Below are 12775 nucleotides of genomic sequence, written 5' to 3' on the forward strand. Positions count from 1 at the left end.
GTCTTTTACAATTAATGTAAAATAAGCGCAATTTTGAATAGTTTAATACACTTACTCTTCCAATATCATGATCTTCATTCCAGGAACATATTTTCACATGGTTTCCGCTGACGGTAACATTCTTTCCGACCAATCTGAACCTCTCAAATGAGGACATTACCATTAATTTAATCACAAACAAATGAATCAAAAATTATTTACTCGAGTTTCGACTCTCGCTACTTTAGTTGGTTTTTCTTTTTTAGGATTAGCTCAAACTGAGCAACAGCAAGAAGAAATCACATCCAGATATGATATGAATGTCTTATCTAACCTGGAAAGCGAATTCAAAGCTAAATCAGAAGAACAGAAATTAAGAATCAATCAGTATGCAAAATCCAATTCTCTTGAGAAAGAATTGAAAATGAAGGATGGAAGTTATGCCGAACTACAGCGCATAGAAGAAGATGGAAGTCTTATTTATTACACCACTTACAACGTTGCTGCGGCGAGATCTACCAGAACCAATCACGTGAACTCTGGAGGGTCCTTAGGACTAAGCTTAGACGGACAAAATATGATTTCCTACGTGTGGGATGGCGGTCACCCAAGAGTGACCCATCAGGAATATACAAACAACCGGGTTACTATACAGGATGCTGCCGCAGAAGGCGGTGTTCAGCTCAACTTTCATGCGGCTCACGTCACAGGTACAATCGTAGCTTCTGGTGTGGTACCCAACGCCAAAGGGATGGCGCCACAAGCCAGAGCAAGAACTTACAAGTGGAACGATGACCTTACCGAAGCAACTTCAGCTGCAGCTAATGGGATGCTGGTTTCGAACCATTCTTACGGTTTCAATTCTCAGTTTGTTCCAGATTATTATTTTGGAGCTTATATCAATGATTCCAGAGACTGGGACAATCTACAATACAACGCCCCTTACTACTTGATGGTGGTTGCCGCAGGAAATGATGGTACAGCCAACGTAAATGCTTCACCGCTAAGCCCAGCCAATCCACAATATGATAAACTTACTGGACATTCTGTAGCTAAAAACACTATGGTGGTGGCTAGTGCTCAGGATGCTAATGTGGATAACAATGGGAATTTAGTTTCTGTTAATATCAGTTCTTTTAGTAGTCAGGGACCAACCGATGATTTTAGAATTAAGCCTGATATTACGGGTAATGGTCAGGGGGTTTACTCTACCTACGACAATAGCAATACGGCATACAACAGCATATCCGGAACTTCCATGGCCTCGCCAAATGTTGCAGGATCTTTACTTTTACTTCAGCAACACGCCAACGACATGAATGGTAGTTATTTAAGAGCTTCAACTTTAAAAGGAATTGCCCTTCATACCGCAGATGATGCCGGTCAAACAGGACCAGATGCGATTTTTGGATGGGGGTTGATGAACACGAAACGTGCAGCAGAAGCGATTTCTAACAACGGACAGGGCGCTCTTATCAGCGAATTAACCTTAATGCCCGGGGATACCTATTCTGTAGAAGTAGAAAGTGACGGTGTCAATGATCTTTTGGCTTCAATTTCCTGGACAGATCCTGCCGGGACTACTACAACCCAGACCAATTCTAATCAAGCCAGATTAATCAATGATCTGGACATTCGTGTCTCTAAAAATGCAACCACATTTACCCCATGGAGACTTACAGGAGTTAACACTAATGGTAAAGGCGATAATACACGAGATCCTTTTGAACGCGTAGATGTTCAAAACGCTTCTGGAACTTATACAGTGACGGTAAGTCACAAAGGATCTTTAAGCGGTGGAAGCCAGAATTACAGTTTGGTTGTCACAGGACTCACCTCAGAGCCAGTAGCCTGTAATGCGGAAACACCAACGGGACTTGCAGCTTCTGGTGTGGGGGCAACCTCTGCGATTTTAAACTGGGATGCAGTAGAATCTGCCTCTTATGATGTAAGATACAGAGTTTCTGGAACTACAAACTGGACAGCAGTTTCTTCTGAAACTACCACAGCATCACTTGAGAATTTAGCAACAGAAACTACGTATGAAGCACAGGTAAGAAGCAAATGCGGAACAGATAATTCAACTTATTCATCGTCTGTGAATTTTACAACGACAGAACAACAGTTAGCTTATTGTGATTCCAAAGGAAACAGTGTCGCAGATGAATTTATCGGAAGATTTCAATTAAACACCATCGATAATACTTCCGGTGGAGGGAATGGCTATTCAGATTTTACAAATGTTTCTACCGATTTGTCTAGCGGTGAGACCTATAATTTCACAATAACACCTACCTGGACAGGAACGGTATATAACGAAGGTTATGCCATCTGGATTGATTACAACAAGGATGGAGATTTCAGTGATGCGGGAGAGCTGGTCTTTAGCAGAGCAGCCACCAATACCAGTTCTACAACAGGAAGCTTTACTGTCCCTGCAGGTGTTGAAGGAACCACGCGTTTGCGAGTGTCTATGAAGTACAACGCCATACCTGGCTCCTGCGAAACCTTTGCCTACGGCGAAGTAGAGGACTATACGATTAACCTTGGTGCTACTGCAGCAGATACACAACCCCCAAGCCAGCCAACCGCCTTTACAGCGTCAGATGTCACGGAGACATCAGTAAGTTTGTCCTGGAATGCCTCAACCGATAATGTTGGAGTTGATGTTTATGAAGTTTTACAAGGAGGATCTCTTATTGGCACAACAGCCAATACGAGTGTTCAAATCAACGGCTTATCTGCTGGAACGACCTATAACTTTGCCGTGAGAGCCAAAGATGAGGCAGGGAACACTTCAGACAGTGTTTCTTTGAGTGTGACGACAACCTCCAATATCGCATATTGTGATTCCAAAGGCAATAACTCCTCATTTGAATGGATTGATTTTGTAGGTTTAAATAACTTGTCCAATACAAGTGGTGATGATTCTGGCTATAAAGACAACACCAATCTGGTGGCCAACTTGCCTTATGGAAGCAATACACTACAGATCAGTGCTGGATTTTCTGGACAGTCGTACACTGAGTTTTGGAGGATTTGGATCGATTACAACCAGAATGGTGTGTTTGAAAGTAACGAACTGGTCGTGAGCGGTTCTTCTGCAAGTGCTGCGATATTGAGTGCCAGCTTCAACGTTCCCACTACAGCAACACCCGGCCCAACCCGTATGCGTGTGTCTATGAAGTACAATGCGGCACAGACAGCCTGTGAAACCTTTGCTTACGGCGAGGTAGAAGATTATACCGTAAATGTAGGTCAGGCCACCAGCAATTACACCACTTTGAACGATGCAGAAACGCTTGGTCAAGCTGAAGAAGACCTTTTCAATATGGAATTGTATCCTAACCCTGTGAAAGGCGAAGTTGTTAACTTAAAAGTGTCTTCCAAAACATCATTGAGCTATACGCTTTACGATATTTCCGGCAGACAATTGAGCCAGGGGAAAGTGCTTAACCAAAGTATACCTTTAGATAATTTATCCAGTGGGGTTTACCTCATCAAACTGGATGATGGCCAAAAGACCTTTACCAGAAAATTGGTTAAAGACTAATTCCTAGATTCTCATTTTATTGTGAAACCACTCCATTGGAGTGGTTTTTTTATGTTTTTTGAATTAGGCTGATGAAGGTTTATTTTGATTTTACCACTGCAAATTTTGATGTTTTGAGACATTAAGCTTTGCACTTTATTTTGAAATCATGTGGCGTGTGGGTTTTAAAGTTCTTACTGAAGTCGGCTTGAGATTAAAATGTGCAATTATATTACTTTGGTGATGCCAAGCCTGTCAGATTTTCAAAACCTTAAAGGTTGATTTGTTTCGGGATGGCTTGCGTTAGGGATAGCAGTGGAAAGCTCATGAAGTAAAAACCCATTTTAAAACTAAAGCCTGGCGAAGCAACCAACGGAAGCTCTTGCCAGGCTGATAGTTTTTTTGGGTTGTACTGAAATGACTTGAAACGTATAGCCCGACCTCTCCCCAAGGCACTGGGGAGAGGTAACGCCCATAGTTTATTATTTGTTTTTCTTGTACAATTCTGTAAAATGCTTGTAAAAATAAGGAATGGTCTCTATGCCTTTGAGGTAATTCCAGATCCCAAAATGCTCGTTGGGGGAGTGGATGGCATCCGAGTTGAGCCCAAAGCCCATGAGCACTGTTTTGCTGCCCAGATATTTCTCAAACATGGAGACAATAGGAATGCTGCCACCACTGCGCTGTGGGACAGCTGACTTACCAAAGGCTTCCTTAAAGGCAAGGTCTGCCGCTTGGTACTCGATGCCATCGATTGGAGTCACATAGCCCTGGCCGCCGTGATGAGGTTTGACTTTTACCTTCACGCTACCGGGAGCGATGTTTTCAAAGTGCGTTTTGAACAATTCTGTGATTTCTCTCCAGTCCTGGTTAGGGACTAAGCGCATGGAAATTTTGGCAAAAGCTTTGCTGGGAATGACGGTTTTGGCGCCTTCGCCAATGTAGCCACCCCAGATGCCGTTCACATCCAAAGTTGGTCGTATGGAATTACGCTCATTGGTGGTATAGCCTTTCTCACCGTGCACATCGTTGATGCCAATGTGTTTTTTGTAGTCTTCCAGGTCAAACGGTGCTTCGGCCATTTTTGCTCGTTCTTCATCACTCAAGTCTTCGACCTTATCGTAAAACCCGGGAATGGTGATGTGGTTATTCTCATCGTGAAGAGAAGCGATCATTTTGGATAAAATGTTGATGGGATTGGCGACAGCGCCACCGTATAGACCAGAGTGCAGATCACGGTTAGGGCTTTCCACTTCTACCTCTACGTAGCTTAGTCCTCGAAGTCCAGTGGTGATGGAAGGCACGTCTTTGCTGATCATACCCGTATCCGAAATCAGGATCACGTCGTTAGAAAGTTTCTCCTGATTTTGGTCGAGAAAAGCTTCCAGGCTTACACTGCCTACTTCTTCCTCTCCTTCAATCATGAATTTAATATTGCAAGGCAGTCCATCGGTTTGCATCATGACTTCCATCGCCTTTACGTGCATGTACATCTGCCCTTTATCATCGCAGGCACCACGGGCGAAAATGGCACCATCGGGGTGAATCTCGGTATCTTGAATTACAGGCTCAAATGGCGGACTATTCCAAAGGTCAATAGGATCCGGCGGTTGTACATCGTAGTGGCCGTAGACCAAAACAGTAGGTAAGGCTTTGTCTATAATTTTCTCGGCATATACAATGGGAAATCCCGAGGTTTCGCAAATCTCTACCTTATCGCAACCAGCCGCTTCCAAGTTAATTTTTACCGCACCAGCGGTCATCAAAACTTCCTTTTTGAAATGCGGATCTGCGCTAACCGATGGAATTTTGAGTAATTCTATAAGTTCGTCAATAAAGCGTTGTTTATGTTTATCGATATAAGGTCTGGTATTCATAGTGTTTTTTTGAGTTTTTACAATATAAAATATTTTCTTGAAACTTAATTTGAAAGTTCCATTTATTCTCTATATTTGCAATCGCAAAATTAATGCGGGCGTGGTGGTCCCGAAGCTTCGGGAGTAGCACGTTAGATTACATAATGCGGGCGTGGTGGAATTGGTAGACACGCTAGACTTAGGATCTAGTGCCGCAAGGTGTGAGAGTTCGAGTCTCTCCGCCCGTACTTTAAAAGCTTCTCTTTTGAGAAGCTTTTTTTATGAAAAAATATTAAGGTATTGAGGGTTCATTCCGATTGCTATCGGAACTCCGCCCGTACTTCAAAAACCCTGCAATCATTAGATTGCAGGGTTTTTTATTTAAGAAGAGTCTCGTAGTTTATACTGAGCTTTTGTCGAAGTATCCGTACTTTAAAAGCTTCTCTTTTGAGAAGCTTTTTTATGGAAAAATATTGGGAATTCAGCTAAAAGCTTCAGGATCCGCCCGTACTTTTAAAGCTGCTTCAAAACATCAAATATCTATATCGCCATTTTGTCCAGACGCTTAATGGGTTATAATGCTTAAATAAATTTAATGTTTAATCTTAATATAAGTTTTAAGATCTAAAATGCAGGCATTCAAATTCAAAAGGATATTTTATCTTGCTCCACCTAATTCGGTATTAAAATTTTGATTAAAAAACTGCTCCTACTTCTTGTTCTTAGCTCTATATGTTCTTATGCTCAAGAGATTGAAGGCTATGTATATGATGCTGAAGGTAGAGTTTCTGGAGTGAGAATCCATAACATAAGTCAGGATTTTATTGAGGTGTCAAATCCTAACGGGTACTTTAGAGTGGAAGCCGCTGTGGGCGATACGGTTCACTTTTCTTCAGTTGCTTACGATCTATATGAGTTTATTGTCAAAAAACAAGATCTCGAGAAGAAAATGGTGGTAGAACTGAAGTTTTCAACCCTGGATGAAGTAAGAATCACGGGTTATCGGGCGAGAAACACAGACATAAATGATTTAGATAGCGAATTGGCGGGTCAGATCCAAAAAGACATAAAGAAACACCCAAATTATTACAGAACTTCCAAAGGAAACATCGGCAATATTATTCAGTCGGTTATAGACCTGTTCAAAAAGGATAAAGCAACAGAGCCAACTGATCCTGAAGTTATAGGTTTTGAAGATTTTGAAGTCCTATTTCTTAGAGACGACTTCTTTGATGAAGAATTTCTAAGTCAGGAATTAGGTATTCCTTCAGAAAATCATGAGTTGTTTTATGAATTTCTGGCCTCACAGGAACTGGAGTATTCCTATTTAAAGAACTCAAATAAACTTGATTTGATTGATAAACTTTACCATTATAGTAAGGAGTATAAAAAACGTCTAAGTTCAATTGAGCCAGGAGTTGATTAATTTTTGAAACTCAACTAATTTGAAAATCAAAGGCTTGTGTCATTTTGTTTAAGACCTTAAAACTTAGCCGCCATGTTAAATAATATTTTTTTCATAAGGAAACCTTAATTTTTCAAGAAAATTATTTTACATTGAACATCCAAATTAGTTTGTGTTATGAGATTATTTTGCTTTCTATTCGTTTTATGTGTTGGGGTTAATTTTGCTTCAGCAGATCCAACGCACCCCAACAAAATTAAAGTCGTTATCGATGCGGGTCATGGAGGTATAGACACAGGTGCAAAAAGTAATTCTATCCTGGAAAAGCAAATTGTTGCCGATGTTTCTTCTCATCTAAAAGAACTTTGCAGTGATAAAAATGTTGAGATCGTTCTTCTAAGACCAGATGACGAGTTTATCTCTTTAAAGGACAGAATCTCCGAAATTGAGGCGCTTTCACCAGACTTAGTTATTTCTCTTCATGCCAATTATTCCAAAGATCGGGATAGAAATGGCGTAGAAGTGTTTGTTGCTGATAATGAATTTACAGCCAAATCCTCTTACTTCGGCACCAAAATTTTGGAGTCTTTTAAACGTAAGGATTTCAAAACTTCAACTTTACAGTCAGCCAACTTTTTTCTTTTAAAGAACCTCAACTGCCCTGCAGTCACTGTAGAGCTTGGGTTTTTATCCAATGCCGAAGACATGAAATACCTCAATTCAGAATTTGGTCAAAAATTCCTGGCCATGCAAATTGCCTCTTCCTTAGATCTGTAATTTGAGTCGTCCGTTAAAAAGACATCCCGGACTTCAGCCTTTAAGCAGAGAGCATCATCAAATCCTTCTGTTAGGTTTCAAAATTCGACAAGGCCTAAGAAAACATATTGAAGCCCAAAGAATATATGACTACTGCTCCTGGTTTTTTGTTAATTATCTTCAACCTCATTTTGAAAATGAAGAATTTCATCTTGCTAAAATAACAGGACCTAATTCTGAATTAATTCGTCGCCTAAAAGTTAATCATCAGGAAGTAAAAGCTGCATTCAAGGAATTGAAGGCTTCTCGTATTGACTTAAAGGCCTTCGAAAAAGTTATCGTATCTCACGTGAGGTTTGAGGAGCGGGTTTTATTTGAGGAGATTCAAGACAAACTTACAGATGAGGATATATATTACTTAAGGAATCATCTTCAGGAACAAAAATTTCAGGAACATCTTCAGGATGTATTTTGGCAGTAAACGCTTCTATTCCATTACTTTTGCCTCATGGAAATGAGATATACAGATGTAGCTATTATTGGTGGTGGAGCCGCAGGGTTTTTTGCAGGCATTAATCTAGCAGCATCCAATTCAGCAGTGAAAATCCTTATTTTGGAAAAAGGGAAGCAGGTCCTGAGTAAAGTTAAAATCTCTGGAGGAGGACGCTGCAACGTCACCCACGCAGAATTTGATCCTAAAACTTTGGCTCAAAATTACCCTCGGGGGCATAAAGAACTTTTGGGTCCATTTCATCAATTCATGACTGGCGACATGTTTGCCTGGCTGGAAGAGCGAGGTGTTGAGCTCAAAATCGAAGAAGATGGACGTGTTTTTCCTATATCAGACGCTTCGCAAACTATTATTGATTGTTTTCAGCAGGAAGCTGATCAATTAGGGGTAGAGGTCAAAACCAATGCAGGTGTAGATGTGATCACCAAAGTGGAAGATCAAGATTATACTTGGGAGTTAAAAGGAAAAGGACTTAATGTACAAGCCAAACAGCTTATTGTTGCTTCTGGGAGCAGTCCAAAAATGTGGCGATTGATTCAAACACTTGGTCATAAAGTGGTGAAGCCAGTGCCGTCATTGTTTACCTTCAATGTAAAAGACGAACGGTTGATCAATCTTCCAGGCATCAGTCTTCAAGCTGAGGTCGAAGTATTTACAACCAAGGATAGAGGCATCTCGAAGCAAAAGCTTAAATCGCTTCATTCGTCTGGACCACTTTTGATTACCCACTGGGGATTAAGTGGTCCTTGCATTTTGAAGCTCTCGGCCTGGGGAGCTAGAATTTTTAGCGAGTTGAATCATCAGTTTCAACTCAGGGTAAATTGGCTGCCCCAGCACAATGTGGAGTCACTGAAGTCTCATTTTGAAGATTTAAAATCAATTCAGCCTAAACAATTTTTGTACACCAATCCTATTGAGGGCTTACCTAAGCGTTTTTGGCAAAGCCTTCTGGATTCTGTTTCTATCGGACAGGACTTGAATTGGTCGAATATGAGTAAGCCTCAAATGCAGTCTTTGGCGTTAGAACTTTGTGCCGGAGAGTTTCATGTAAACGGGAAAAGCACTTTCAAAGATGAATTTGTAACTGCAGGTGGCGTAGATTTAAAAGAAATTGATTTTAAAACTTTTCAAAGTAAATTACATGCCAATTTGTTTTTTGTAGGTGAAGTTTTAAACATCGACGCCGTGACCGGAGGCTTCAATTTTCAAGGTGCGTGGACCAGTGGTTTTATTTGCGCACGGCATTTAAGTGAAACCTTGTAATGTTAAATTTCTGTTTAGTCAAAAGTCAGGTTGATTATTAACAACTAAATTGTATGAATAACCTAAAACCTAAACAAGATGAAAAAGAAAATTTTTATTTGCGGAGCTTTATCAATGACTTTATTAAGTACAAGTTGCTTAGGGTCTTTTAGTGCATTTAATTCCTTAAGAGATTGGAACGATGGGCTAACTGACAACAAATTTCTGGATAACTTAATTTTCTGGGCCCTAAACATTGTTCCAGTGTATGGTTTGTTTATTGCCGGTGATGTGCTGTTTTTTAATTTACTCGAATTCTGGACAGGAGACAATCCTATCGCTATGGCAGAGGGTGAAAAAGAAACACAGTATGCTACAATAAAAGGTCAGGACGTAAAAATGACTGCTACCAAAAATTATTTTACTGTTGAAGTCCTTTCAGGTGAAAATGAAGGTGAAATTCTAGAAATGGTTTACACACCAGAAAACAAAACCTGGAACGCTATCGGTGAAGATGGTGAGTTGACTAAGTTAGCTTCAATGGAAGACGGCTTCTATATGGTGTACACACCAGAAGGCGAAGCGATCAAGATGGATCCAAACGCCTCGAAAGAACAAAATATGGCTATTTTGCAAGGTAAAGTAGCTGATTACGAATCTTCTATGTGGGCCGACGCTAAATAAGCAAAAAGGCTTTTTGATAGTTTTGAAAAACCACTTGATTTATTTCAAGTGGTTTTTTTTAATTTAAAATATTAACAGTTGTTAGTTTTAATTTGGTAAAATTTATAGTTATGTTGCTAAAAATTTAATAATTAAATCATATGAAATCAAAATTACTGCTCATCTTATTTATGTTTGGATCTTTTTCCTTTCTAAATGCTCAAAATGAAATCCAGCTTGTCAAGAACTATCTGGAACAAAAACAATCTGAACACCAATTGTCTACGAGCGATTTTTCAGATATAGTAATGAATTCTAAACATACTTCAAAGAGTATAGGTGCTGATTTAGTGTATGTTCAGCAATCTTTTAACGGTATTCCTATTTTTAATGCAATAGGCAGTTTTGCTATACGTGATAATGATGTAAAGTATGCTAAATATAATTTTGAATCTGATTTGACTTCAAGAATTTCCAGTCAGAATCCTTCATTATCTCCTACGGAAGCTCTGAATGCAGCTTCTACACAACTAGGAATTGGGCAACCAGGTCAAGTTACCGTTGTTAAGTCAAATTCGGCAAATGAACTGACACTTTCTGAGTCTGGAATATCCATTGATGAAATACCTGTAAGATTGGTTTATCATAAATCTGAAAGTGGTGATTTAAATTTAGCATGGGATTTGTCAATTCATATGATTGATGGTTCACATTGGTGGAGTGTTAGAATAGATGCTTTAAACGGTAGAATCTTGGAGCAGGAAGACTGGATTGTCAATTGTAATTTTGATCATTCTTCCTTAGCAGATAGGAAATTGAGGGTCCCTTTTGTAATTCCATCATCAGAACAAGAAACGGTGTCAACTGCTATAGATGGTGCGGTATACAACGTATATCCTTATCCAATAGAGTCTCCAAATCACGGCGCTAGAGAGTTGGTTAGTAACCCAGCAGATACAGAATTTTCACCTTTTGGATGGCATGACACTGATGGCGTGGAAGGTCCTGAATTTACGATCACCAGAGGTAACAATGTGAATGCTTATGAAGATAGATCGGCTTCAAATGTTCCTGGTTATGCTCCAGACGGAGGAGAAGAACTTAATTTTGATTTTCCTTTAGATTTCAATCAGCCACCTGCTTTGTACGAAGATGCTGCCATTACAAACCTATTTTATTGGAACAATATCATTCACGATATGTGGGCATACTATGGATTTGATGAAGCCTCGGGAAATTTTCAGCAGACCAATTATACAGAAGAAGGTAACGGAAACGATTATGTAAGAGCCGAAGCTCAAGATGGCGGAGGGGTGAACAATGCTACTTTTGGAACACCACCAGATGGTGCACGCCCTAGAATGACTATGTTTTTGTGGAATCCATCAGGACCTCCGGCAGAGAATTTAACTATAGATACTCCAGAGAGTCTAGCTGGATCTTACGTTGGTGTGCCAGCTGGTTTTGGACCTATTCTTGGAACCGATCCCATTACTGCTGAATTTGCTTTAGCAGTTGATGTTGAAGCAGATCCAGATGAAAATGATGCCTGTGAAGACTTAGCAAATGCCGAAGACTTAAATGAAAAAATTGCAATCATCAGAAGGGGTTCTTGTGCTTTTGTAGAAAAAGTAGAAAGGGCTGAAGCAGCCGGAGCTATTGCTGTTATTATGGTCAACAATGTTCCTGGAGCTCCAATTACCATGGGAGGAGATGATACAGGTATTTCTATACCTTCTATTATGGTAAGTCAAACTGATGGTGAGGCTATCATCGAAGCGCTTCAAAATAGTGAAAACGTTTCAGGTTCTTTGGTTAATAATGGTCCATATCAAATAGATGGTGATTTTGACAATGGAATTATTGCTCATGAGTATGGCCATGGTATTTCCAATCGACTCACTGGTGGTGCTTCTGCCGCATCATGTTTAACCAATGCTGAACAAATGGGAGAAGGCTGGAGTGACTGGGTAGGCCTTATGATGACTATTAAAGAAGAAGACTTAGCAACTCAGGGGAGAGGTATTGGAACATTTGCTGTATCTCAACCTACTGATGGTAATGGGATTAGACCATTTCAATATTCGACCGATACAAGCTTAAATCCAGCTACCTATAGCATAACAAACAATGAGAATATAAGTCAGCCTCATGGTATTGGTTTTGTCTGGGCTACTATGCTTTGGGATTTAAACTGGGCTCTGATAGATCGTTATGGCTTCGATTCCGATCTTTATAATGGAACAGGAGGTAACAATATCAACATGCAGCTGGTTATTGACGGGATGAAACTTCAGTCTTGTTCACCTGGGTTTGTAGATGGCCGTGATGCTATTCTAGAAGCTGATATGCTGGCTAATGACGGTGCAAACCAATGTTTGATCTGGGAAGTTTTTGCTAGTAGAGGACTTGGATGGAGTGCAGATCAAGGGAGTTCATTCAACAGAAGTGATCAGGAAGAAGCATTTGACCTTCCACCAGATGACGTTTTGAATTGTTCTTTGTCAAATGATAGTTTTGGATTTGACACCTTTGGTATTTATCCAAACCCAGCTAAAGAAAGCTTTAGCTTGAGTTTGACCAATGGAAATCTTGCAAATTCTAAAGTAGATATCTATGATATGAATGGAAAACTGATACTTTCAAGAACATCTGATAATGATCAGAAAGTAGATATTCAAACTTTAAACTCTGGTATGTATATCGTACTTGTAGAGTCTGGAAGTAAAACCTACTCCAAAAAATTGATTGTAGACTAATAACTAGATTTTTGATTATGGAAAAGACCGAAGTCAGCTGACTTCGGTCTTTTTGCTTTAATTACCTTTGTG

General features: G+C 39.9%; 8 protein-coding genes and 1 tRNA gene. 8 read left to right on the forward strand and 1 reads right to left on the reverse strand.

The window, feature by feature from the left end:
* Positions 1-181: 181 nt before the first annotated feature.
* On the forward strand, positions 182-3532 hold the full coding sequence (locus tag LB454_RS09715; protein ID WP_224464475.1) for a GEVED domain-containing protein: 3351 nt from the start codon (positions 182-184) through the stop codon (positions 3530-3532).
* Between the two features lie 461 nt (positions 3533-3993).
* On the opposite strand, the gene LB454_RS09720 is transcribed toward LB454_RS09715, so the two are convergent.
* Positions 3994-5388 (reverse strand): dipeptidase, encoded by a 1395-nt coding sequence (locus LB454_RS09720; protein WP_224464476.1) that lies wholly within the window; start codon positions 5386-5388, stop codon positions 3994-3996.
* Between the two features lie 145 nt (positions 5389-5533).
* On the opposite strand from LB454_RS09720, the gene LB454_RS09725 reads away from it, so the two are divergent.
* The 7 genes from LB454_RS09725 (at position 5534) to LB454_RS09755 (ending at position 12703) form a co-directional block, all read left to right on the forward strand.
* A tRNA-Leu gene (locus LB454_RS09725) sits at positions 5534-5615 on the forward strand.
* A gap of 443 nt (positions 5616-6058) precedes the next feature.
* Positions 6059-6793, forward strand: a complete 735-nt coding sequence (locus tag LB454_RS09730) for a hypothetical protein (RefSeq protein ID WP_224464477.1) — start codon at positions 6059-6061, stop codon at positions 6791-6793.
* Between the two features lie 156 nt (positions 6794-6949).
* Positions 6950-7549 (forward strand): N-acetylmuramoyl-L-alanine amidase family protein, encoded by a 600-nt coding sequence (locus LB454_RS09735; protein ID WP_224464478.1) that lies wholly within the window; start codon positions 6950-6952, stop codon positions 7547-7549.
* A gap of 1 nt (position 7550) precedes the next feature.
* Positions 7551-8009: a hemerythrin domain-containing protein gene (locus LB454_RS09740; protein WP_224464479.1), complete on the forward strand. Its 459-nt coding sequence runs from the start codon at positions 7551-7553 to the stop codon at positions 8007-8009.
* A gap of 33 nt (positions 8010-8042) precedes the next feature.
* Positions 8043-9302, forward strand: a complete 1260-nt coding sequence (locus LB454_RS09745; protein WP_407692591.1) for a BaiN/RdsA family NAD(P)/FAD-dependent oxidoreductase — start codon at positions 8043-8045, stop codon at positions 9300-9302.
* A 78-nt stretch (positions 9303-9380) separates the two neighbouring features.
* On the forward strand, positions 9381-9965 hold the full coding sequence (locus LB454_RS09750; protein ID WP_224464481.1) for a DUF3332 domain-containing protein: 585 nt from the start codon (positions 9381-9383) through the stop codon (positions 9963-9965).
* 140 nt (positions 9966-10105) lie between these two features.
* Positions 10106-12703, forward strand: coding sequence for a T9SS-dependent M36 family metallopeptidase (locus tag LB454_RS09755; protein WP_224464482.1), 2598 nt, complete (start codon positions 10106-10108; stop codon positions 12701-12703).
* Positions 12704-12775: the final 72 nt, after the last annotated feature.

This window comes from Psychroflexus montanilacus, from assembly GCF_020164535.1.
Taxonomy (GTDB): domain Bacteria; phylum Bacteroidota; class Bacteroidia; order Flavobacteriales; family Flavobacteriaceae; genus Psychroflexus; species Psychroflexus montanilacus.